21 protein-coding genes are annotated in these 21,807 nt (G+C 30.8%); 10 read left to right on the top strand and 11 right to left on the bottom strand.

The features are described from left to right. Positions 1 to 43: 43 nt before the first annotated feature. The 3 genes from JAO71_RS09740 (at position 44) to JAO71_RS09730 (ending at position 4,033) form a co-directional block, all read left to right on the top strand. Positions 44 to 811 carry a membrane metalloprotease gene (locus tag JAO71_RS09740; protein ID WP_203000510.1) on the top strand — a complete coding sequence of 256 codons (768 nt, stop codon included), beginning with the start codon at positions 44 to 46 and terminating at the stop codon, positions 809 to 811. Positions 812 to 854: 43 nt separating this feature from the next. Then, positions 855 to 1,448 carry a porin family protein gene (locus JAO71_RS09735; protein ID WP_116823391.1) on the top strand — a complete coding sequence of 198 codons (594 nt, stop codon included), beginning with the start codon at positions 855 to 857 and terminating at the stop codon, positions 1,446 to 1,448. A 482-nt stretch (positions 1,449 to 1,930) separates the two neighbouring features. Beyond that, positions 1,931 to 4,033 carry a glucan 1,4-alpha-maltotetraohydrolase domain-containing protein gene (locus JAO71_RS09730; protein ID WP_203000508.1) on the top strand — a complete coding sequence of 701 codons (2,103 nt, stop codon included), beginning with the start codon at positions 1,931 to 1,933 and terminating at the stop codon, positions 4,031 to 4,033. Positions 4,034 to 4,179: 146 nt separating this feature from the next. Here the strand turns inward: JAO71_RS09730 and JAO71_RS09725 are convergent, their stop codons facing one another. After that, positions 4,180 to 4,725, bottom strand: coding sequence for a CIA30 family protein (locus JAO71_RS09725; protein WP_116823389.1), 546 nt, complete (start codon positions 4,723 to 4,725; stop codon positions 4,180 to 4,182). Positions 4,726 to 4,850: 125 nt separating this feature from the next. On the opposite strand from JAO71_RS09725, the gene JAO71_RS09720 reads away from it, so the two are divergent. From JAO71_RS09720 to JAO71_RS09710, 3 genes are read left to right on the top strand one after another with little or no spacing between them, the layout of a single operon-like run. Next, positions 4,851 to 5,450: a SprT-like domain-containing protein gene (locus JAO71_RS09720; RefSeq protein ID WP_054851738.1), complete on the top strand. Its 600-nt coding sequence runs from the start codon at positions 4,851 to 4,853 to the stop codon at positions 5,448 to 5,450. Between the two features lie 23 nt (positions 5,451 to 5,473). Then, positions 5,474 to 6,556, top strand: a complete 1,083-nt coding sequence (locus tag JAO71_RS09715) for a mannose-1-phosphate guanylyltransferase (protein WP_054851709.1) — start codon at positions 5,474 to 5,476, stop codon at positions 6,554 to 6,556. Between the two features lie 10 nt (positions 6,557 to 6,566). Continuing rightward, positions 6,567 to 8,045, top strand: coding sequence for a DUF389 domain-containing protein (locus JAO71_RS09710; protein ID WP_054851708.1), 1,479 nt, complete (start codon positions 6,567 to 6,569; stop codon positions 8,043 to 8,045). Between the two features lie 120 nt (positions 8,046 to 8,165). On the opposite strand, the gene JAO71_RS09705 is transcribed toward JAO71_RS09710, so the two are convergent. Both JAO71_RS09705 and JAO71_RS09700 read right to left on the bottom strand, forming a co-directional pair. After that, positions 8,166 to 8,933, bottom strand: coding sequence for an ABC transporter ATP-binding protein (locus JAO71_RS09705; protein ID WP_028289201.1), 768 nt, complete (start codon positions 8,931 to 8,933; stop codon positions 8,166 to 8,168). Next, positions 8,930 to 9,670 (bottom strand): MlaE family ABC transporter permease, encoded by a 741-nt coding sequence (locus JAO71_RS09700; protein WP_028289202.1) that lies wholly within the window; start codon positions 9,668 to 9,670, stop codon positions 8,930 to 8,932. The genes JAO71_RS09705 and JAO71_RS09700 overlap by 4 nt, the downstream gene beginning before the upstream one ends. Positions 9,671 to 9,780: 110 nt before the next feature. On the opposite strand from JAO71_RS09700, the gene pafA reads away from it, so the two are divergent. Next, positions 9,781 to 11,442: an alkaline phosphatase PafA gene (pafA, locus tag JAO71_RS09695; RefSeq protein ID WP_203000506.1), complete on the top strand. Its 1,662-nt coding sequence runs from the start codon at positions 9,781 to 9,783 to the stop codon at positions 11,440 to 11,442. 136 nt (positions 11,443 to 11,578) lie between these two features. On the opposite strand, the gene JAO71_RS09690 is transcribed toward pafA, so the two are convergent. From JAO71_RS09690 to rsfS, 6 genes are all read right to left on the bottom strand, one after another. Beyond that, the gene (locus tag JAO71_RS09690) at positions 11,579 to 11,845 is read right to left on the bottom strand and encodes an acyl-CoA-binding protein (RefSeq protein ID WP_028289204.1); all 267 of its coding nucleotides are present in this window, start codon (positions 11,843 to 11,845) and stop codon (positions 11,579 to 11,581) included. Positions 11,846 to 11,848: 3 nt separating this feature from the next. Beyond that, positions 11,849 to 12,499 (bottom strand): phosphatidylserine decarboxylase family protein, encoded by a 651-nt coding sequence (locus tag JAO71_RS09685; RefSeq protein ID WP_028289205.1) that lies wholly within the window; start codon positions 12,497 to 12,499, stop codon positions 11,849 to 11,851. Next, the gene (locus JAO71_RS09680) at positions 12,489 to 13,310 is read right to left on the bottom strand and encodes a phosphatidate cytidylyltransferase (protein WP_028289206.1); all 822 of its coding nucleotides are present in this window, start codon (positions 13,308 to 13,310) and stop codon (positions 12,489 to 12,491) included. The genes JAO71_RS09685 and JAO71_RS09680 overlap by 11 nt, the downstream gene beginning before the upstream one ends. A 4-nt stretch (positions 13,311 to 13,314) precedes the next feature. Continuing rightward, entirely contained in the window at positions 13,315 to 13,923 is a 609-nt protein-coding gene (locus JAO71_RS09675; RefSeq protein WP_028606930.1) for an LUD domain-containing protein, read from the bottom strand. Between the two features lie 114 nt (positions 13,924 to 14,037). Continuing rightward, positions 14,038 to 16,002, bottom strand: coding sequence for an ATP-dependent zinc metalloprotease FtsH (ftsH, locus tag JAO71_RS09670; protein WP_054851705.1), 1,965 nt, complete (start codon positions 16,000 to 16,002; stop codon positions 14,038 to 14,040). 9 nt (positions 16,003 to 16,011) lie between these two features. Then, the gene (rsfS, locus tag JAO71_RS09665; RefSeq protein WP_028289209.1) at positions 16,012 to 16,383 is read right to left on the bottom strand and encodes a ribosome silencing factor; all 372 of its coding nucleotides are present in this window, start codon (positions 16,381 to 16,383) and stop codon (positions 16,012 to 16,014) included. A 95-nt stretch (positions 16,384 to 16,478) separates the two neighbouring features. Here rsfS and JAO71_RS09660 point away from each other — a divergent pair, with 95 nt between their 5' ends. Beyond that, on the top strand, positions 16,479 to 17,204 hold the full coding sequence (locus tag JAO71_RS09660) for a biotin--[acetyl-CoA-carboxylase] ligase (RefSeq protein ID WP_203000504.1): 726 nt from the start codon (positions 16,479 to 16,481) through the stop codon (positions 17,202 to 17,204). On the opposite strand, the gene JAO71_RS09655 is transcribed toward JAO71_RS09660, so the two are convergent. Together JAO71_RS09655 and pyrE are read right to left on the bottom strand one after the other, a co-directional pair. Continuing rightward, the gene (locus tag JAO71_RS09655) at positions 17,188 to 17,595 is read right to left on the bottom strand and encodes an orotate phosphoribosyltransferase (RefSeq protein ID WP_028289211.1); all 408 of its coding nucleotides are present in this window, start codon (positions 17,593 to 17,595) and stop codon (positions 17,188 to 17,190) included. The genes JAO71_RS09660 and JAO71_RS09655 overlap by 17 nt on opposite strands. A 64-nt stretch (positions 17,596 to 17,659) precedes the next feature. Continuing rightward, positions 17,660 to 18,304, bottom strand: coding sequence for an orotate phosphoribosyltransferase (gene pyrE, locus JAO71_RS09650; RefSeq protein ID WP_028289212.1), 645 nt, complete (start codon positions 18,302 to 18,304; stop codon positions 17,660 to 17,662). A 121-nt stretch (positions 18,305 to 18,425) separates the two neighbouring features. On the opposite strand from pyrE, the gene JAO71_RS09645 reads away from it, so the two are divergent. Continuing rightward, the gene (locus JAO71_RS09645) at positions 18,426 to 19,007 is read left to right on the top strand and encodes an NUDIX hydrolase (RefSeq protein ID WP_116823386.1); all 582 of its coding nucleotides are present in this window, start codon (positions 18,426 to 18,428) and stop codon (positions 19,005 to 19,007) included. A gap of 168 nt (positions 19,008 to 19,175) precedes the next feature. Next, positions 19,176 to 21,701 carry a T9SS type A sorting domain-containing protein gene (locus JAO71_RS09640; RefSeq protein ID WP_203000502.1) on the top strand — a complete coding sequence of 842 codons (2,526 nt, stop codon included), beginning with the start codon at positions 19,176 to 19,178 and terminating at the stop codon, positions 21,699 to 21,701. Positions 21,702 to 21,807 lie beyond the last annotated feature (106 nt).

Below are 21,807 nucleotides of genomic sequence, written 5' to 3'. Positions count from 1 at the left end.
AGAGGCAGTAATTTTAAAATAAGTAAAAAGAAAAAATAGTAAGATGAAAAAAGTAATGTTTTTAGTTGCGGTTTTGGGGCTGATCTGGTCTTGTAGCAGTGATGATGCTCAAACCGAAACGTTTGACACACCAGAACAAGCCAATCAATTAGCAGTTGGTACCTCTGCAAACGATTTATTATCAGACAATACTTTTACCAGTTTAGTAATCGAGTTAGTATATGTTGAGGGTTTTGAACCATCACAAACAGCAGTTAATAATTTTGTGTCTTTTTTAGAAGACAGAACATTTAAACCTGACGGAATTACGGTACAAAAAAGAGCTATTTCAACAACAAATCAATCCCCTTACACTAATCAAGAAATTATAGCAATAGAAGATGCCAATCGTACCTTATTTAACAATGATAACCAAATAACAGTTTGGGTATTTTTTGCAGATGGAGAATCTGCAAGTAATACAGATGAAGGTGTTGTATTAGGTACAGCCTATCGCAATACATCATTTGTGATATATCAAGAAACTATTCAAGAGTTAACGTCTGGTACCCTAAGTAATACACGACCAATTTTAGAAACAACTGTAATAACGCATGAGTTTGGACATATACTTGGACTAACAAATTTAGGCTCAGATTTGCAGTCCGATCACGAAGATTTAGATCATCCTAAACATTGTGATGTCGAGTCATGCTTAATGTATTGGCAAGCCGAATCTGGAAGTAATGTTATGGATATGATTTCTGGAGGCAATGCACCACAATTAGATGCACAATGTATTGCAGACTTGCAAGCCAATGGTGGAAAATAATGACTAATTATCATTTACAAATAATAACTTAAAATTTAATATTATGAAAAAGCAATATGTAGCAATAGCACTATTTTTTAGTGCATTATTTATAGGTCAAGCACAAGATAATGACTTGAAAAGTAAATCAAACGGAGGATTAAAAGCAGGTTATAATTTAGCTTCAGTACAATATGATGGAGAAGCAGAAACTGGTCAACGTAGTGGTTTTCATGTTGGTTTGTATGGAGAATCTTATTTTACCGAGTTTGCTGCCATACAAATTGAAGTAATGTATTCACAACAAGGTTATGAAATTGAAACAGATGCAGGTATATTCACTCAAAAACTTAATTATATTAATTTACCTTTATTACTAAAATTATATCCTGTCAGCACGTTTTATTTAGAAGCTGGACCGCAAATAGGTTATGCCATTTCTCATAAAGAAACTTATGATGCAAACTTTAATTTATTTGATACCTCACAAGAGTTTGAACCAAATAATTTTGATTACGGAGTTAATTTTGGGGCAGGTTTTAAAACAGAATCTGGTGTCACTCTTGGCGCACGTTACCATTTAGGATTAGGAGATGTATATGATGAAGGAGAACCTAAAAACAGAGTTTGGCAATTCTCGGTTGGATTTGCTTTTTAACACAAACATATTCCCTTCATAAAAAAAATGCTCTCAATATTTTGAGAGCGTTTTTTTATATAAAATTGATATAGTCAATTTCAATGTTAAATTCACCTTCTTTTTATCGCTAATAATTAAAGCAATATTAAAAACAATTTTTAATGCCACATAAAAAACCTTACATGTTTCATGTTTTTTTGTACTTGAAAGTTGTTTTCGGACTTTAAAATTAACTAATTATGTATTGTTAGTTTAATTATGTAATCAGTTTTTATGGATTATAAGAATAATGATAATTAACGCGATTATATTTCTGAATAAACAGAATTTTACTAATTAATTATGATTATCTCAATATTTTGGTAAAATTCGTCAATATTCTATGTGTAAATGTTAAATTAATAAAAGTTATTAACTCGAAAACGTTGTAGTTGTTTTAATAATAAATTTAGGGTTGAAAAATTACTATATTATTGATAATTAACCAATAAAATAAAAATATGACAACCAAAACTTATTTTAAAACATTCAAATTAGGACGTTTTTCACTTAAAACGTATTGCTTAATTTTTGCTTTTCTACACAGCTTTCTTTTAACAGCACAGCGGGAAAATGATGATCGTGTAATGCTTCAAGGTTTCTATTGGGAATCTGCAGCAAATAATCCAAATAACTGGTATAATATTGTTAATAATTTGTCCCAAGAAATATCAGATATAGGTATCGATATGATATGGCTTCCACCTCCAAGTGATGCAGGTTCACTTGAGGGTTATTTACCAAGAGAACTTAATAATTTTGAAAATAATTATGGGAGTTTACAAGCTCATTTAGATTTATTAAATGCACTAAATTCTAAAGGAATAGAACCAATTGCAGACATTGTAATAAATCACCGAGTAGGTTCAACCAATTATGTAGACTTTACAAATCCAGAATGGGGAACAGATGCTATTACCTCTAATGATGAAGTATGGAGTGTTCCAGAGTATTTTAATACTAACCCAAGAGGTAGTTATGATACAGGAACGTCGTATGAAGCAGCAAGAGATATTGATCATACAAAAACATATGTTCAAAACAGTATTATCAATTTTTTAAATAATCTAAAAAATATAGGTTATAAAGGATGGCGATACGATTTTGTTCATGGTTTTGATAATTATTATTATACATTGTATAATGGAGCTACTAACCCAACTTTTTCGGTTGGAGAAAATTACAACTCTAGTAAGCAAGTAATTCAAGATTGGATTGATGGTACTGGATCAACTGCTTTTGATTTTCCAACTTATTTTACTTTGAAATCTGTAATAAGAGACAACAATTATTCTTATTTAGCAAATAATGGTGAAGCCTCTGGAGGAATAGGATGGGATCCTAGAAACAATACAACGTTTGTTGAAAATCATGACACACCAAGATATGATACACCAAACAATGTATTAAATAGTGGCAATGTTGTACAAACTTATGCTTACCTGTTAACACATCCTGGTGTACCATGTATTTATTGGCCACATTTATTTGATTGGGGAAATGCGGTAAAAGGAGAGATTAGTGATTTAATTACTATTCGAAAAAATGCAGGTATACATAGTCAGAGTAATGTAACAATTAATACTGCCCAAAACGGTCTTTATGCAGCTATTGTAAATGGAAATAATTATGATGTTGCAATGAAAATAGGACCTAATGACTGGTCTCCATCTGGATCTAATTGGACTCTAATTGCTTCTGGAAATAATTATGCAGTTTGGACTAATAATGACGGTACAACAGATAATGATAACGATACAAGTACTTTTAAGGTTTATACACAAGATTATGCTACTATTTATAGTTGGGATGATAACTTAAATGCAACTAATGGAGTTTGGCCTGGAACAACACTAAATAATGAAGGGAATGGTTGGTTTTCTGCAACAGTGATAGGAAACTGTTCAAACCTTATTTTTAGTAATAATGGAGGGAATCAAACAGATGATTTATTTACTTGTTCAAACATGCCTTACTATTATGACAATTCATGGCATGCCTCTCCTCCAAATACAACTTTAGAGAGCTTCAAAATTTATGTAAAAGATTATACTCATGTTTATACATGGAATAATAATCAAGAAGCTACTAGCGGAGAATGGCCTGGAACAGAATTAAATGAGGCTAATAATGGTTACAAAACTATAACAATAGATCAAGATTGCTCAAATATTATTTTTAGTTATAACGGAAATAATCAAACAGTAAATTTAAGCACGTGCTCAAATATGCCTTATTACTATGATAATGCATGGCACAGTACTCCGACAGATATGCGATTAAGCACTAATGAAAAATCTACAGTAAATGATTTTGTATTATATCCTAATCCATTGAAAGATAAGGTGTTTTTTAATGTAAATATCAAAGACGCTAAGGGGACAGTTTCAGTTAAAATTATAAATTTTAAAGGCGTATCAACTAATGTGTATTCTAACACACTTAATAAAGGAAAGCATACTATTACATTTAATAGAGATGATTTAAAGTTAGCTAACGGACTTTATTTCTTAAGAGTTGCTGTAAACGGTAAAATCATTAATAAAAAGATTAGTTTAGAGTAATTTAAATTTGTTTTTTTAGAAATTAAGAGCTACCTAAAAGGTAGCTCTTTTTGTTATCACTTAAATAGTATAAATTTTATAAACTGAGATTCATTTTTTTTTTTTTTATAAATTTCGGTTGGTTTTACCTTTTAGCAAAATGATATTTATATAAACTTGATATAATCAATTTCAATGTTAAATTCACCTTCTTTTTTATCGCTAATAATTAAAGCAATATTAAAAACGTCTTTTAAATCCTCAGCAGGCATATTGTTGCCAATTATCTCACTAATTTTATAATGTTTAAATTCGGATAATGGTACTTCAATGGTTTCCCAATCTTTAGTTTTTGGACTAAAAATATGTTTGTAATAAGGTATGTAATATTGTTGACTACTTTTTAAAGACAATCCAAAATTACGATTGGTATTATCACTCTTGTAGCGGATTATCATGATTTTACAATTGTTTAAAGCACCTTCGTCTATTAAAGTGCGTACACTAGCAAAACCACCATTGTTTTCAAGGCTAACATTTCCTGTAAACAATAGGCTGTCATCTTTTAGATTTATTTCAGAGGTAGATAATCCACCCATTACTCCATCATTAACTATTCGCCAAGATGCTCCAGTTTTATCTTTTCCAAAATCTATTGTTAATCCAGTTGCTGAGGTCATAAATATAGTCGCTATTAGTATTAAGTCTTTCATAGCTAAATATACAACATTCAAAAAATACTTTTTATAAAGTATTGTTAATTGGTGACTCGTTTTTAGATTTAAAAATCAATAGTCAATATTATTTCATTTTACATAAATCCATTATTTTTGTTGAAATGCAAAACACCATTTCTCACTACATTCCAGAAGCAGCAGTTCCAAAAGTTTTACAACTTTTAGCACATGACCATTTGGTAGTAAAAGTTAAAAAAGAACGTAAAACGAGACATGGCGATTATAGAAGATTACCAAATGGGAAACATCAAATTACTGTTAATGGAAATTTAAATAAGTATCGTTTTTTAATTACTTTAATTCATGAAATAGCACATTTAGAAGCTTTTTCTAAATTTGGACGACATATTAAACCTCATGGAGCAGAGTGGAAGCGTACCTTTCAGCATTTAATGTTACCTTTTATAAATCCTGATGTTTTCCCAGACAACTTGCTTCCGCATTTAGCAAAACACTTTAAAAACCCAAAGGCATCTAGCGATACAGATGTGCAACTCGCCTTAGCTTTAAAACAATTGGACGCTCCAAATAATAAAAGTTTTATATTTGAAGTACCTTTGCATCAAACCTTTAAAATACACAATGGTCGTGTGTTTAAAAAAGGAGTAAAGCGACGTACTCGTCATGAGTGTGTTGAGGTTAAAACAGGTAAAGTTTATTTGTTTAATGCCAATGCAGAAGTAGATATAATCAATAATTAAAAATACACATAATACACCAAGACATGCAAAATAAAAATTATTATGCCATTTTAATGGCTGGAGGAGTAGGCTCTAGATTTTGGCCAGTAAGTACATCTGAGTTTCCTAAGCAATTTCATGATATGTTAGGTACTGGAGATACTTTAATTCAAAAAACGTTTAGTCGTTTAAGTACCTTAATTCCTAAAGAAAACATTTTTATTTTAACCAACGAGAAGTACAATGACTTAGTCTTGGAGCAACTTCCAGAAGTTAAGCAACGTCAAGTGGTTTTAGAGCCAGCAATGCGTAATACAGCACCTTGTATCTTATACGCAAGTCTTAAAATACAAAAAGAAAATCCTGACGCAGTCATGATTGTTGCACCAAGTGACCATTGGATTGAGGACGAAAGTGCATTTACTGAAAACGTAAAACAAGCGTTTGAGTATTGTCAAGATAATGATGCCTTAATAACCTTAGGGATCAAGCCAACGTTTCCAAATACAGGATATGGTTATATCGAGTGTGGTAACGCTTCCGCTGAAAATATTAGCGACGTGGTTCAGTTTCGCGAAAAGCCAGATTATGAAACCGCTAAGCAATTTTTAGATCAAGGAAACTTTTTATGGAATGCAGGAATATTTATGTGGAGTGCAACCAGTGTAGTAAAAGCATTTCAAGATAAACAACCAGAATTATTTGAGCTGTTTAAAAACGGTTTGTCAACTTATAATACAGAGTTTGAAGACGATTTTATAAGAGATAATTACGCTAAAGCGGAAAACATCTCAGTAGATTATGCTATTATGGAATCTTCAACAAACGTATACGTAATACCAGCAACTTTTGATTGGAATGACTTAGGTACTTGGGGAAGTTTGTATGATAAATTAGATAAAGATAATGACAATAATGCTGTTGTTAATGCAAAAACTTTAACAGAAGATGCGTCTGGAAACATGATACGTACTAAATCTGATAAAGTGGTGGTGGTTGATGGATTGCAAGATTATATAATTGTTGATAAAGACGAAGTTTTACTTATCTTTCCAAAGTCTAAAGAACAAGATATTAAAAAAGTCCTTCAAAAGGTTAAAGACCAATATGGAGAACATTATGGATAGGTTTTAAAACATGGAAGAAAACAACAAGCCAAAAGAAAATAAATTTGATTTCTCTGATGAAGAGAAACAAAAAGAAGCTGTTGACCAAAAAAAGCAAGCAGTTAAAAAAGATGCAAAAGGGTTATTTAAAAGTATAAAAACCTTTTTACAAGAACTGTTAGATTTTAGAGAGGATACAGATCGTGATGCGACTATTGAAGCGATAAAAGCAGATATACCATTTAAAGGTGCAACTGCATGGATTTTGATATGTTCTATTTTTGTGGCTTCTATTGGTTTAAATGCAAATAGTACAGCAGTTGTTATTGGAGCCATGTTAATTTCTCCGTTAATGGGACCAATACTTGGTGTTGGATTATCTATTGCAATAAACGATATTGATACATTAAAACGATCATTAGTCAACTTAGCTATAATGATTGTGCTAAGTTTATTAACAGCCTTTTTGTTTTTTAGGTTTTTTCCTTTAAGCGAAGATACTTCAGAGCTTTTAGGACGTGTACAACCAGATATTCGAGATGTGTTAATTGCTTTTTTTGGTGGATTGGCCTTAATTATTGCACGTACCAAACGTGGTACTATTGCTTCAGTAATTTTTGGTGTAGCAATTGCTACAGCATTAATGCCACCATTGTGTACAGCAGGTTATGGATTAGCAAAAGGTAATTGGGTGTATTTCGGTCAAGCTATGTATTTGTTTACAATTAATACCATTTTTATAGCTTTAGCAACTTTTTTAGTACTTAAAATATTGCGTTTTCCAATGCTTAAATATGCTAATTCAGCTAAACGTAAGCGTACAGCACGAATTGCATCATTGATAGCAATAGTAGTTATGATACCTGCTATGTTTACTTTTTTAAATGTGTTAAGAGAAAGCCAGTTTAAAGTAGATGCTAAAGACTTTATTAATAATGAACTTAAGTCATTACCAAACGCTAGTTATATACAAAAATACGCGACTCCAAATTATACGCCTAATGGCGAATCTAATATCGAGTTAACAACATTTGGAACAGATGTTATTTCTGATGATATGATACATTTTTTAGAAAATCGTTTACAGGAATATTCATATTTAAAAAGTTCAAAATTATTGATTAATCAGTCTAAAAACAGACAGATTAATAACCTTGAATATATGGAAGAGCTGCGTACCAGAGATTCTTTAGATCTAATGAGTCAGCAACAAAAAATCACATTCTTGGAAGACAAGGTTAGAGAATTATCAAAACTTGAACGTGGTTATGTGCCTTTTGAAGAGTTAACTAAAGAGGTTAATATCAATTACGAAAACATTAAATCTTTATCTTATGCTAGCGTTGTAAATTCTAACTTCAAAAAGATAGATACACTAGCAGTGTTTAATGTAAAATGGAATGATAGTTTAGTTAACGCTAGTCAAATTTCAAAAGAAAGAGATAAGCTATATCGTTGGTTAAAGCTTAAACTTAAGTTAGATACTTTAGTCGTGAATCAAGTTAAATAAATTATAGTAAATATTTATTGATACAAATTTTAATAAAGAATTTATAATCATTATGCGATTGTAAATTCTTTATAGTTTTATGGTGTAACCTAAACGACAATTAAAGTCATTAAATAGATATTAACTACGTTCTTCCAAGTACATTTGACGTACTTTTTTAAATAATTCAGAAGAATAAACAAAGTCTGTTACAGCTTCATTATCTGTCTTAAAAATATCATATCTAGAACCTTCCCATTCCTTTAAACCATTTTTAAGAAAAATAATTTTCTCTCCAATTTGCATAACCGAATTCATATCATGCGAGTTTATTACCGTTGTTATTTGGTACTCTTCGGTTATTTCTTTAATTAAATTATCTATAACAATAGAAGTTTTTGGGTCTAAACCAGAGTTAGGTTCGTCACAAAATAAATACTTAGGTTTGTTTACTATTGCGCGTGCAATAGCAACACGTTTTTGCATTCCTCCAGAAGCTTCACTAGGTTTTTTATGGTGTGCGTTTTCTAAGTTGACACGTTGTAAAACAAAGTTTACACGATCTTCCATTTCACTTTTACTTTGAGAAGTAAACATTTTTAACGGAAACATTACATTTTCTGCAATGGTCATTGAGTCAAACAAGGCACTTCCTTGAAAAACCATTCCAATATCTGCTCTAATCAATCGTTTTTCGTCTTCACTTAGTTTAGAAAAAATTTTCCCATCATAAGCAATACTTCCTTCTTCATAGTCAAATAATCCTAGTAAACATTTTAAAAATACAGTTTTACCAGAACCACTTTGTCCGATGATAAGGTTGGTTTTTCCTTTTTCAAAAGTAGTAGTAACTCCTTTTAAAATATGAGCATCTCCAAACGATTTGTTTAAGTTTTTAACTTCTATCATTGACTTAAAAGTAGTTGCGTTAATATATAGTTTAAAAGAATGATAACGACACTAGTCCAAACAAACGATGTTGTACTAGCCTTACCAACTTCAAGTGCACCACCTTTCATGTAATAACCATGATAAGATGGGATAGTTGCTAAAATGAAAGCAAAAATTAATGTTTTTATAAATGCATAGGCCATATGAAAAGGCTTAAAGTCTAACTGTATACCTTCAATGTAATCTGGCATTGTGGCATATCCACCATAAACACAAGCAGCTAATCCACCCATAATACCTAAAAACATTGAAATTGATATTACAAAAGGATACAAGGTTAGTGCTATAAATTTAGGAAACACTAAGTAGTTTAAACTATTAATACCCATAACTTCTAAAGCATCAATTTGTTCTGTAACTCGCATTGTACCAATGCTTGATGTAATAAAACTACCTACTTTTCCAGCCATAATTATGGACATAAATGTAGGTGCAAATTCTAGTACAATTGATTGTCTTGTTGCAAAACCAACTAAGTTTTTTGGTATTAATGGATTGTCAATATTTAAGGCAGTTTGTATGGTTACAACACCACCAACAAAAAACGAGATAAATGCAACAATACCTAATGAGCCAATAATTAAATCGTCGACATCTTTTAGGATTAATTTTTTCATTACGGACCACTTTGTTGGTTTTCGAAACATTTCGACAACCATTAAAAAGTAAGTCCCAATATAGTGTAGGTAATTCATGCTTTATTTGTTACCGCTAAAATATAAAATTCTAATATGTATTTAACCTTAATTTCAAATTAGATGTTTTAAAAGCTGTATTTTTGGCGTTCAAAATTAAATTTAATACCATGAGAGCGATAGTATCCCTATTTTTTATTTGTTTTCTGTTAAGTTGTAAGGCACAAAAAACTGTGGTGACTTCAGATAATAACACGACAGTTATGCATTCAAAACCAAAACTTGTAATTGGAATTGTTGTGGACCAAATGCGTTATGATTATTTAACTAGATTTTATAACAAATATGGCGAAGGTGGTTTTAAACGCTTGATTACTCAAGGGTTTAATTGTAAAAATAACCATTTTAATTATGTGCCAACTTATACAGGACCTGGACATGCGTCAATATACAGTGGTACTACACCAAAAATGCATGGTATAATATCTAATAATTGGTATGATAAAGTATCTGACAGCTACGTTTATTGTGCAGGAGATACAACTGTACAATCTGTAGGTACAAGCCACAAAGCTGGACAAATGTCTCCTCATAGATTAAAAACAACATCTTTTGCAGATCAAAACAGATTATTTACTCAAATGAAAGGTAAAACCATTGGTATCTCTGTAAAAGATAGAGGTGCAATTTTACCTGCTGGACATACTGCAAATGCTGCTTATTGGTTTCATGGTGCAGACCAAGGTCGTTTTATTTCAAGTACTTATTATTTAGAAGCATTACCTAGTTGGGTTAACGATTTTAATAATAATGCTGTTGCAGAAAGTTATTTGAAAGAATGGAATACGCTTTATGATATAAATACTTACATAGAAAGTGGAAGCGATTTTAACACCTTTGAAGGTGGTTTTAAAGGAAAAGAAACAGCAACGTTTCCTTATGACTTAAAAGCTTTAAGCAAAGAAAATAGAGGGTATGATATTATTAAAGCAACACCTTACGGAAACAGCATTGTTGCAGATTTTGCTATTGCAGCAATTGCAGGAGAGCAATTAGGTCAAGATGATTTTACAGATGTCTTAACAGTTAGTTTTTCTAGCACAGATTATGTTGGTCATAATTTTGGAGTTAACAGTAAAGAAGTACAAGACACCTATTTAAGATTGGATAAAGATATAGAGCGATTATTAACTGCATTAGACGATAAAGTTGGTCAAGGTAATTACACCTTGTTTTTATCTTCAGATCATGGAGCAGTGGAAGTACCAAGTTATTTACAGTCTGTAAAAATTCCTGCAGGATATTTTGATACAGATGATTTTAAAAATCGTTTAAATGAAACTATGATTTTTAATCATAAAGCAGAAAAGCTAATTAAAAACATAAGTAATAATCAAGTGTTTTTGGATCGTAAAGTGATTAAAGATTATGGGTTGAATTTAGCTCAAGTACAACAAGAAATTGTAAATACTGTTATTGATTACCCAAGTATCAACAAAGCGTATACAGCTACAAGTATGAGTAATACAGAATTTTCAAATGGAATTGAAAGTTTATTACAAAAAGGTTATAATCAAAAACGTTCTGGTGATGTTTTGTTTGTATTAGATCCAGCGGTAATTAGTTATAGTAAAACAGGATCTACACATGGTTCTGCTTTAAACTATGATACACATGTACCATTATTGTTTTATGGTAAAGGTATACAAAAAGGAAGTACTTTACAGCATACTACAATACCAGATATTGCTCCAACAATGTCAGCTTTATTAGGAATTAGTTTTCCAAATGGAGCGACTGGTAAACCATTGGAATTTGTAATACAAAAATAATTACTGGTAATTAAAACCGTTTAGATAAAAAAAAGCAGTACTTAAACTTAGTTTATGTACTGCTTTTTTTAATAATAGTAATTAAAGTTTATTCTTTTCAAACTAGTCCAGAATACTATTAAATTTATTTTAATATTTATTTTCTGTATAAAAAATAGTTATTCACCAATTCTATGTAAGCTTCTTTAGCTTGGTCAGGTGTAATATTTTTAATTTGAAATAAGGCATTGGTTTTAAAAGCATTTATGATAGGCTTTTTACTGCTAGGTCTTTCATAGTTGTTTGTAGCCTTTTTATAATAAGCATACAAACGAAGTAAAAAATCGGCAGGAAAAGGTTCCGTATGCGCATTAATTCGCTCTACAGCCTCATCAAAAATGATATCTAATTCTTCGGTAGTCATAGTCTAGATTTCGGCAATAATACTTTCGCCTCCTTTAACTTTCTGGTTTAAACCAACCTTAATATTTGTACCTAAAGGTAAATATAAATCTACTCTTGACCCAAATTTAATAAATCCAGAGTCGGATCCTTGTGCAGCAGTATCACCTTCTTTTGCATAGTTGACAATTCGTTTTGCCAAAGCTCCTGCTATTTGTCTATATAAAACTTTACCATAAGCTTGGTTTTCAACAACTACGGTTGTACGTTCATTATCAGTACTAGCTTTAGGATGCCATGCTACAAGGTATTTTCCAGGATGGTATTTACTGTAAGCAACTTGACCACTAATTGGGTAACGTGTAACGTGTACATTTATTGGTGACATAAATACACTAACTTGTAAACGTTTGTCTTTAAAATATTCTGGTTCAAAAACTTCTTCAATTACAACTACTTTTCCGTCTACAGGAGACACAACAGTACTGTCGCTTAATACAGTTAGTCGTTTTGGGTTTCTAAAAAATTGAAGTATTAATACTAAAAATATAAATAGTGTAAAAAACAACAGGTATTGTAACCATTGTATAGATACAAAACGATCTATTATTACAGTCAAAATTGCAATAATCATAAATGTAATTGCAATTATTTTAAAGCCTTCTTTATGAAACATATTTTAAAATTCTTAGAAATAAATAAATAAATGGAGCAGCAAATATCATGCTGTCAAAACGGTCTAATAATCCACCATGTCCTGGCATAATTACACCACTGTCTTTTACTTTTGCTTGACGTTTAAATTTAGATTCTATTAAGTCCCCTAAGGTACCAATAACGCTAATAATTATGCTTAAAATCAGCCAATTAGTAAAGCTTAAGGTCTCTGTAAAGATATAAATAAAATAACTAGCAATAGTTGCAAAAAATAAACCGCCTAAAAAACCTTCAACCGTCTTTTTTGGAGATATGCTTGGAAAAAGCTTTTGTTTACCAAAGTTTTTTCCAACTAAATAAGCAAATGTATCATTTACCCAAACTAATATAAATGATCCTAGAATGTACTCTGGAGTAAATGAGCCATTATGATTTGCAATAAGTAATAAAAAAACAAAACCACTGGACAGGTAGAAAGTTGTTATAATAAACCTTTTAGAACTGAATAAAGGAATTTTCTTTTCTGAAAATAAATCTTTAATTAAAATTAATTGTACAAATATGGTAATGACTTGTAATATCTGTGCAGCTTCATCAAACCCTTTATCAGATCTCATTACAAATTGCCAATAGCCAAAGACACCATATAAGATTGTAAAAATAATATAAGGCGCGATGCTTTTAAGTTGAATCAGTTTACAGAACTCGATTAAGGATACAGTTCCAAACACAAAAAACAACACGAAAAACGCATGTTGGTTTAAAAGTGATGCAACTAGTAGACTTACGTATAAGAATCCAGAAAGTGCTCTTGTAAGGGTTTCATTCATAAAACTAAAGGTCTTCTAAAAGCAACAAATATAAGTTTTTTGTACTGCTTCCATAAGATAAAAAGTCTTTTTCCTCTTGTAATTTAAAATGTTTTATGGTTGTGATGTTTGTAGGGATTTTAGAAGTGTTTTTGTTTTTTATTTCTCTAAGGCCTTCACCTATGTTTGAAACAATCTGGCTTGTAGTCGCAAATACAATAACGTTATTTGGGAATTCATTTAGCTTTTTCTCAGCCAATTGATTAGAGCACACTAATAATGAACCATCATTAGCAATTAGATTTTCACAAGTAGTAATAAAATAAGTGCATTCTGATAGTGTTTTACTTGTTTTTAATTGTGAAGATTTAAATTTATCATTTAAATTTTCATCATAAAAAAAAGCAGAATGGTCTTCCCAATTGTTTTCTAAAATAATATTGTTTAAATTATCATAAACTTCATCCATGGAATCGCAGTATAGAAATTTACCTCCATTTTTTTTGAAATTAATAGTGAAGCTTTCGTCTATAGGTAATTCTTGAGTAGGCATATACTTGCCTCTTTCATCAGACTTTGTTTCTTCCTTTTCCTTTTGAGATTTAGAACTAAAAAATTTTCTAAACAAGCTCATTATTCACTGCTATAATCTATGATTTATTCTAGGAATTACCAAATATAAAAAATCTTAGACTATCTAAAGCGATAATCTAAGATTTTTGACAATATTATGATAAACTGAAAAAACTTAGTTCTCTAAATTGTTTTCAGGTAAAAGTTTTTCAGAAGGTTTTCTATCGATATCTTCAAAAGGACGCTTTCCTAAAATTTCTTCTAAATCATCCTTAAATATAACTTCTCTTTCAATTAATCGTTCTGCTAACTTGTTAAGGACATCCTTTTTAGATTCTAATAAGTCTAAAGCACGTTGAAACTGAGTTTCAACTATATTCTTAATTTCGTTATCAATTAATTCAGCTGTTTTTTCACTGTAAGGCTTTACAAAGCCACTTTCTCCAGCAGGATCGTAATACGTTATGTTTCCTACCTTTTCATTTAATCCGTATATCATAACCATTGCTTTTGCTTTTTTGGTTACGTTTTCAAGATCGCTTAAAGCACCTGTAGATATTTGATCAAAGATTATTTTTTCGGCAGCACGTCCTCCCATTGTTACACAGATTTCGTCTAAAAACTTATTGGTTCTAGTGATGTAAGCCTCTTGTGGTAAATACCATGCAGCACCTAAACTACGACCTCTTGGTACGATAGTCACTTTTACTAATGGATCTGCATGCTCTAAAAACCAACTTACTGTTGCGTGTCCAGCTTCATGATAAGCAATAGTTTTCTTTTCTTCTACAGAAAATAAATTACTACGTTTTTCAAGTCCACCTACAATACGGTCAACAGCATCTAAAAAGTCTTGCTTTTCAACAGCTTTTTTATCGTTTCTTGCAGCAATTAATGCAGCTTCGTTACATAAGTTTGCAATATCAGCTCCAGAAAATCCTGGTGTTTGTTTTGATAAAAATTCAATATCTAAACCAGCTACTTTTTTTAGTGGTTTAAGGTGTACTTCAAATATTGCTTTACGCTCAGTTAAGTTTGGAAGATCTACATGTATTTGTCTATCAAAACGTCCTGCACGCATTAATGCTTTATCTAAAATATCAGCTCTGTTTGTGGCAGCTAAAACTATAACGTTAGTGTTAGTTCCAAAACCATCCATTTCAGTTAGTAATTGGTTAAGCGTGTTTTCACGTTCATCATTACTACCAGACATTGCGTTTTTACCTCTTGCTCTTCCTATTGCATCAATTTCATCAATAAAAATAATTGCAGGAGATTTTTCTTTAGCTTGTTTAAATAAGTCTCTCACACGAGAAGCTCCAACACCAACAAACATTTCTACAAAATCTGATCCTGATAAAGAGAAAAATGGCACTTTAGCTTCACCTGCTACAGCTTTTGCTAATAAGGTTTTTCCTGTTCCTGGAGGTCCTACTAACAAGGCTCCTTTAGGTATTTTACCTCCTAAATTGGTGTATTTTTCTGGGTTTTTTAAGAAATCAACAATTTCTTGAACTTCTTCTTTTGCGCCTTCTAATCCAGCAACATCTTTAAAGGTTGTTTTTACTTGCGAGTTTTCGTCAAATAATTTGGCTTTAGATTTACCAATATTAAATATCTGTCCACCAGCACCTCCACCTCCTCCAGAGGACATGCGACGCATAATGAAAATCCAAACACCAATAAGTAAAACAAATGGTAGTAAGCTGAAAAGTAGTTCTCCCCAAGGGTTACTATCAATGCTAAAAGTTACTTGTGCAGCATTGTCTTTACCTAACTCTTTATTAATATCATCAATAGATTCTTGAAACAACGCTAAATCACCAAACTGAAAAGAGTAGTTAGGTAATTTTGTTGTTGTTGGAAAAATTGAAGTTGGCTTAGATTTTTTATGCTCTTCTTTTGCTTCAGCTTCTTTAGTAAGGTAAACTTTAGCAGTAGTTTCGTTTACGATATCTACTTTTTCAACATCACCATTTCTTAAATAATCAAAAAATTGTGAAGGCGAAGTTTTTTCGGCACTGCTAGAGCTACTACCAAATACTTGAAGTGCTATAAAAAAGATTATGATACCTCCATAAATCCAATATGGATTAAATTTAGGTTTTTTTGGTGCTATTTTTTTGTTTTTATCAGCCATGTAATGTGTTTAATAATTTGTTTCGATAACGGTCAATTTAGCATCTCCCCAAAGACTCTCTATATCGTAATATTCTCTTATGTGTTTTTGAAAAACGTGAACCACGACGTTTACGTAATCCATAAGTACCCATTCACCATTAGATTCACCTTCAATATGCCAAGGTTTATCTTTTAATGATTTACTTACTTTTTTTTGTATTGAATTGACAATGGCGTTAACTTGTGTGTTAGAAGTACCTTCGCAAATTACAAAGTAGTCACAAACCGTGTTTTCAATTTCTCTTAAATCAAGAATGTTTATTCCTTTTCCTTTAACATCCTCTATGCCTTCTAGCATTGTTGCAATTAGCGCGTCTACGTTTGAATCTTTTTTCGCCATTAATAATATTTAAATTTGTGCAAAGTTATTATTTTTAAGTTCTTTATACTCTAAAAAAATCATAAGATTTTACAATACGAAGATAACTATTTAATATGCGTATAATCAAACTTAATGCCACTGAATCCACAAATAGGTTTATGCGTAATCTAAGTTTGGAAAGTTCTGTACAAGATTTTACAACTGTTGTCACTAGCACACAGTCTAAAGGACGAGGTCAAATGGGATCTGCTTGGCAATCAGAATCTTTTAAAAACCTAACGTTTAGTGTCTATAAAGGCTTTAAGCAGTTTGAGTTTGAAGACCAATTTAAAATTAGCATGGCTGTGTCTTTAGCAATTATTAAAGCTTTAGAAACGTTACAAATTCCTAAATTAAGTATAAAATGGCCTAACGACATTTTGTCAGCTAATAAAAAAATATGTGGTATTTTAATTGAAAATGTCATAAAACAAAGTCATATTGTGTCCTCAATAGTAGGTGTTGGTTTAAATGTCAACCAGCTAAAATTTGAAGATTTACCTCAGGCAGGATCTTTAAAATTAATAACAGGATTAAATTATGATTTAGATGAAATCTTACATCTAATACTTAAGCATCTAGAAATACAATTAAAGCTTTTAGAAAATGATACTTCAGCTTTAAAAAATAATTATGAATCTTATTTATTTAGAAAAGAAAAACCTTCAACATTTAAATCTGATGAAGGTTTATTTTCTGGTATTATAAAAGGTGTCTCTAATGAAGGTTTATTAAAAGTTATGGTTGAAGATCAAGAACTAAAAACCTTTGATTTGAAAACTATTAAGCTGTTGTATTAATTGCTTCAGGCATATTTGCAGCTAAAGTCTCTATAAATTTACTAATTGGCTTTTTAATCATCATTGCCATCATAGCATTAAACTCGCCTTCAAAAGTTAACTGAACCTCAGTTTTATTAGCCTCAATTTCTTTGATGTTACCAATTAAAGCAAAGTCAATTTTACCTCCAGCAGCACCTAAAACAATTTTGCTGTTAGGCGTCATTTCTTTCTTTTTTAATACTATTTCTGGCATTCCTTTAAGTGCAAATAAAAATTTATCTTCACCTAAAACTTCAAATTTGCTTATGTTTTCAGGCATTAAGCTTTTAAAGTTTTTAACATCGCTTAAAAAGTTAAACGTGTCTTCGGCTGATTTATCAAGGATTGCTTTTGGGCTTTCTAATGTCATTATTTAATGGTCTTTAAATTAAGTTTAAAATTTGATTGTGTTTTACACAATTAATACTACTATATCAATTAGCGTTCCAAACACTTGGGTTGGCATTCCATTGACTTAACGTTTCTATTTCTTTTTCAGAAATATAGTTACTTGAAGCAGCTTCTTTTAAAAGGTTTTCGTAATTACTTAATGTGTGTAAAGTAATGTTTTCTGACTCGAAATTGTTTTTAGAAACTTCAAAACCATAAGAAAATATTGCAATCATACCCTTAACGTTAACATTAGCTTCTTTTAAAGCTTTAACAGCATTAAGGCTACTTTTTCCTGTGCTAATCAGATCTTCTACAACAACTACATTTTGTCCGCTTTCTATATGACCTTCAATTTGGTTTTTACGACCATGACCCTTAGCTTCTGGACGTACATATACAAAAGGTAATCCTAAATATTCTGCTACAAGTATTCCTATACCAATTGCACCTGTTGCAACACCAGCAATTACATCTGGTTTTCCATAATGCTCTTCTATAAATTTACTTATTTCTTCTCTAATATAATTTCTTACAGGAGGGTAAGATAATACAACGCGATTATCACAGTATATTGGCGATTTCCAACCTGAAGCCCAAGTAAAAGGATCCTTTGGTTGTAATTTTATCGCATTAATTTGCAATAATACTTTTGCGGTTTGTCTGGCAGTTTGTTTATTAAAAATCATAGGACAAAAATACTGATTTATTTAATTTGACTTAAAATTAATTTTAAAATAAATTACAAGCTGCAAACCATGTCATTAATTTTGATATTTTTACCTAACTAAACTTGATTCACCATTTTTTATGCAATGTATTTTTGTTAACGATAAACCAATATATCTTACAACCACAGTTGAAAAAGAAACAGACTTTAAAAACTTTTTACTTAAAGATGTAAATATTGATTTGGTCTTGCAGACTATATCTAAAAAGTCTATTAATTCTGTTAGGTTGATTGGTCATGATAAGGATAAATTAATGAAAGCTTTTAAAAAAAAACTACCCAATGTTATTGCAGGAGGTGGAAAGGTTTTAAATAATAAAGGAGACATTTTATTTATTTACAGAAATGATAAATGGGATTTACCAAAAGGTAAAGCCGAAAAAAAAGAAACCATTGAAGAAACAGCTATAAGAGAAGTTGCAGAAGAGACAGGTGTTGATGGTTTAAAAATAGTAAAACCGCTTCCTGTTACTTATCATGTTTTTAAAAGAAATGGTAAATCAAAGTTGAAAATTACGCATTGGTTTGAAATGTATTCTGATTTTGAAGACGAGTTGCAACCTCAAATTAATGAAGGTATTACTAAAGTAGAATGGTTGAATGAAAAAGCAGCCAAACAAGCATTAAGTAATTCATACGCCAATATCAAGTTGTTATTTTAAAACCTTAATTTTTTTGTTAAAATTTATATTGCTGCGTTTGGTCTTAACAATCTAACCGTTTAACTTTTAATGCCTAGTTTTTAACACTTAAGCCAATATTTTATTGTAGGAAAATATTGTTAATTAGATTTGCATTTGTAAATGTAATTAATCCAAAACCCTAAAAGTATGTATAAAAAACTACCCAAAAAGACGCTTGTTTTTAAAGCGTTATTAATGCTATTTGCTTTCGCTTTTTCATCTCAATCCTATGGTTTAGAAGACACTCGTTGTGGTTCTATTTCAGGTTTTCAGTTTTCTAACGGAACAACTTCAACAGCAATAAATTATAATCAATCTTATTATATTAATGATTTACCAAACAATTTTTATATTGATTTATTAGTAAATGGTTACTCACAAAGTGCCAAGTATTATGTAAGAAATTTAGATACAGGTCAATCATATACTATTTCTGAAAATCATTTACCATATACTTTTCCTGGAGGAAATGGTGCTTGGAATTATGGTTGCGGAAATTTTGAAATTAAAGCAAAACTTTACAAATATAATAGTTGTGGACGTTATTGTGATAGTGAAACTATTAGATTTAATATTTCATGTGCTCCTGCTCAAACTTGTGGAGATATTACAGGTTACCAATTTACAAACGGAACCGAAAGCGTTGCCATAACAAATAATGGTGTTTATGAGTTGGATGCTTTGCCAAATAATTTTTATGTAGATTTATTGGTAGATGGTCAGTCTGAAAGTGCTAGTTTAAGACTAAAAAACTTAACAACAGGTCAAATTTTTAATGTAGGTGAAAATTATTTGCCATACACTATTCCAGGTGGTAATGCTGCTTGGAGTTATGGTACAGGTGACTTTAAGTTAATAGGTAAGATTTTTGAAAATAACTACTGTCAAAGCACAATGTGTGATAAAGAAGTGGTTTATTTTACAATAAACAATACTGTTTGTGGTCAAATAGACGGATTTGAGTTTTCTAACTTCTCTGATGCTGCAATTACAATTGTAGATGGAGCAAGTTATGATTTAGAAAATCTTCCTGCAGACTTTAATATTAACTTGTTAACTTCCGGACCTCTTGAAAGCGCATATTTTACTTTAACAAATGTCGATACAGGTGAAGTTTTTAATAAAACTGAAAATGTAGTGCCTTATACTTATCCTGGAGCCACTAATTCGGTTTGGTCTCATGGTTGTGGTACGTTTCAAATCTGCTCGAGTGTTTACCAAGCTAATTATGCAAATGGAACAGAATGTGATTCAGCATGTCTAACATTTACAATTACTTGTGAAGATCCTTGTGGAACAATTGATGGATTCGAGTTTTCTAACTTTTCTGACGCAACAGTTGCAATTGTAGATGGATCAAGTTACGATTTAGAAAATCTTCCATCAGATTTTAATATTAACTTATTAACTTCAGGACCTCTTGAAAGCGCATACTTTACATTAACAAATGTTGATACAGGAGAAGTGTTTAACAAAACTGAAAACGTTGTGCCTTATACATATCCTGGAGCAACAAATTCAGTTTGGTCTCACGGTTGTGGTACTTTCCAATTATGTACAAGTATATATACAGAGAATAATACTAACGGAACTGAATGCGCTAACAGTTGTGTAACATTCACAATTAATTGTGAAGCACCTTGTGGTAATTTAAAGGTTTTTGCTTTTTCAAACGGATCAGAATCAGTTACAATTACTGAAGGTGGCGAGTATAATATTTCAGATTTACCTTCAGATTTTTATATTGATGCATTAGTTGTAGGTGCTTCTGAAAGTACTATAACTACGATAACAAATTTAGAAACTGGAGCAACAACTGTTGTTACAGATAATACTTTACCTTATGCTTATCCAACAACTGAAACTAGTTGGGATTTAGGTATTGGAAATTTTAAAGTGGAAACTCAATTATTTGCAGGAGATGACGCTTCATCAACACTATGTGATGTACAAGAAGTTACATTCTTTTTAGTAGATGTATTAGAATGCGAAGCAACTTCAGCAGGAACTTCTACTTTATCAACTGGTTTAGCTATTGTGTCACCAGGAATTTCTGTAACAGTTACTGTAAACCTAAACAATGATGCAGTTTTACCTAATGGTTACCAATTAAGTACTTTATTAACAAAAGGAGATGACTTAGTAATTGAGGGTTACAGTAGCACACAAGAACTAACAATTCCTGAAGTTGGAGGTTTTTATAAAGTGCATACTTTAGCTTATAATCCTGAGACTTTTAATTTAAATGCTATTACTTTAGGAACAACAACAGCTTTTGATATTTTAGATTTAATCGCAAATAACCAAATTTGTGCAGATTTAGATGAAGTAGGAAGTCCATTAATGGTAATTGTTGTTGGTTCAACAGATAGAAATAGTAATGTGTCTGTAGGACAGGTAAAAGGTAACGCTGTTATAGAAGCTCAACTATCTACAGATGTAAAAACCTTTCCTAATCCAGTAGTAAATCAATTAAACGTAAAAGTTAATTTATTAAAAGATGAAGCGCTTAATTACTATATGATAGACATAAACGGAAAACAAGTACTTGCAGGAAGGTTATCTAACAATTCTAGTGTAATTAGTACATCAGAATTAGCTGCAGGATTTTACATCCTTAAGTTAAACTCTGAAGTAAGAAATATTTCTAAAAAGATAATGGTTAAAAAGTAGTCATTATCTCATATAATAAAAAAAACCGTTACAGTTTGTAACGGTTTTTTTATGCTTTAAAATTAGATGAATCTTTAGATGTATTTAATTATATTGATAAACTTAT

Source organism: Olleya sediminilitoris (assembly GCF_016785945.1).
Classification (GTDB): Bacteria; Bacteroidota; Bacteroidia; order Flavobacteriales; family Flavobacteriaceae; genus Olleya; species Olleya sediminilitoris.
Note: the sequence above shows the minus strand (reverse complement) of the source record. Positions and strands in the feature narration are given on the sequence as shown.

Bases quoted from the DNA above. Each gene is read 5' to 3' on its own strand.
- JAO71_RS09720 (WP_054851738.1), top strand. From the start codon at position 4,851: ATGCAAAACACCATTTCTCACTACATTCCAGAAGCAGCAGTTCCAAAA.
- ftsH (WP_054851705.1), bottom strand. From the start codon at position 16,002: ATGGCTGATAAAAACAAAAAAATAGCACCAAAAAAACCTAAATTTAAT.
- JAO71_RS09715 (WP_054851709.1), top strand. From the start codon at position 5,474: ATGCAAAATAAAAATTATTATGCCATTTTAATGGCTGGAGGAGTAGGC.
- JAO71_RS09700 (WP_028289202.1), bottom strand. From the start codon at position 9,670: ATGAATTACCTACACTATATTGGGACTTACTTTTTAATGGTTGTCGAA.
- JAO71_RS09640 (WP_203000502.1), top strand. From the start codon at position 19,176: ATGTATAAAAAACTACCCAAAAAGACGCTTGTTTTTAAAGCGTTATTA.
- JAO71_RS09680 (WP_028289206.1), bottom strand. From the start codon at position 13,310: ATGAATGAAACCCTTACAAGAGCACTTTCTGGATTCTTATACGTAAGT.
- JAO71_RS09730 (WP_203000508.1), top strand. From the start codon at position 1,931: ATGACAACCAAAACTTATTTTAAAACATTCAAATTAGGACGTTTTTCA.
- pafA (WP_203000506.1), top strand. From the start codon at position 9,781: ATGAGAGCGATAGTATCCCTATTTTTTATTTGTTTTCTGTTAAGTTGT.
- JAO71_RS09735 (WP_116823391.1), top strand. From the start codon at position 855: ATGAAAAAGCAATATGTAGCAATAGCACTATTTTTTAGTGCATTATTT.
- JAO71_RS09740 (WP_203000510.1), top strand. From the start codon at position 44: ATGAAAAAAGTAATGTTTTTAGTTGCGGTTTTGGGGCTGATCTGGTCT.
- JAO71_RS09655 (WP_028289211.1), bottom strand. From the start codon at position 17,595: ATGACATTAGAAAGCCCAAAAGCAATCCTTGATAAATCAGCCGAAGAC.
- JAO71_RS09660 (WP_203000504.1), top strand. From the start codon at position 16,479: ATGCGTATAATCAAACTTAATGCCACTGAATCCACAAATAGGTTTATG.
- JAO71_RS09705 (WP_028289201.1), bottom strand. From the start codon at position 8,933: ATGATAGAAGTTAAAAACTTAAACAAATCGTTTGGAGATGCTCATATT.
- JAO71_RS09710 (WP_054851708.1), top strand. From the start codon at position 6,567: ATGGAAGAAAACAACAAGCCAAAAGAAAATAAATTTGATTTCTCTGAT.
- rsfS (WP_028289209.1), bottom strand. From the start codon at position 16,383: ATGGCGAAAAAAGATTCAAACGTAGACGCGCTAATTGCAACAATGCTA.
- JAO71_RS09675 (WP_028606930.1), bottom strand. From the start codon at position 13,923: ATGAGCTTGTTTAGAAAATTTTTTAGTTCTAAATCTCAAAAGGAAAAG.
- pyrE (WP_028289212.1), bottom strand. From the start codon at position 18,304: ATGATTTTTAATAAACAAACTGCCAGACAAACCGCAAAAGTATTATTG.
- JAO71_RS09725 (WP_116823389.1), bottom strand. From the start codon at position 4,725: ATGAAAGACTTAATACTAATAGCGACTATATTTATGACCTCAGCAACT.
- JAO71_RS09690 (WP_028289204.1), bottom strand. From the start codon at position 11,845: ATGACTACCGAAGAATTAGATATCATTTTTGATGAGGCTGTAGAGCGA.
- JAO71_RS09645 (WP_116823386.1), top strand. From the start codon at position 18,426: ATGCAATGTATTTTTGTTAACGATAAACCAATATATCTTACAACCACA.
- JAO71_RS09685 (WP_028289205.1), bottom strand. From the start codon at position 12,499: ATGTTTCATAAAGAAGGCTTTAAAATAATTGCAATTACATTTATGATT.